Annotated in this window: 1 protein-coding gene and 1 pseudogene; both read right to left on the reverse strand. The window is 59.4% G+C overall.

Annotated features, from left to right (window positions below):
* Positions 1-139 (reverse strand): type VI secretion system tube protein Hcp (locus AD664_RS00370; RefSeq protein WP_172679678.1); only part of this gene is annotated, 139 nt, incomplete at its 3' end.
* Between the two features lie 121 nt (positions 140-260).
* Positions 261-465 (reverse strand): annotated as a pseudogene (locus AD664_RS00375) (type VI secretion system contractile sheath large subunit); the annotation flags it as partial.

The raw sequence follows: 465 nt of genomic DNA on the forward strand, positions 1-465 counted from the left end.
CACCGCCGCTGCCGGTGTGCATGTTGCCGGACTGGGACATGCCCCAGCTCCAGTTCAGGACGTCGATTTCGTCCTTGTGGGCCTTGTCCATGGACTCGCCCTTGATGTCGCCGATCTTGATGAAAATATCAACAGCCATGTTTTCTCCCTGTGTGGTTTCTAACCACATTGTTTGGTTGACGCTGACCTTGCGAAATTACGTTGGATGTCAGCCGAAACACCGGACCTGTGGGAGCGGGCCCGCCGACAAATACTGTTGCTTACGCGCCCTTGGCCGACGGCAGTTTCGATACCAGGCGCAGCGACACGGTCAGCCCTTCGAGCTGGTAGTGCGGACGCAGGTAGAACTTGGAGTTGTAGTAACCCGGGTTGCCTTCGACTTCCTCGACGATCACTTCGGCCGCCGCCAGAGGGTGCTGGGCCTTGGTGGTCTCGGTGGAGTGCGCCGGGTCCCCGTCGACGTAG

Origin of the sequence: Pseudomonas sp. P97.38, assembly GCF_001269745.1 — a bacterium.
In the GTDB taxonomy this organism is placed as follows: domain Bacteria; phylum Pseudomonadota; class Gammaproteobacteria; order Pseudomonadales; family Pseudomonadaceae; genus Aquipseudomonas; species Aquipseudomonas chlororaphis_E.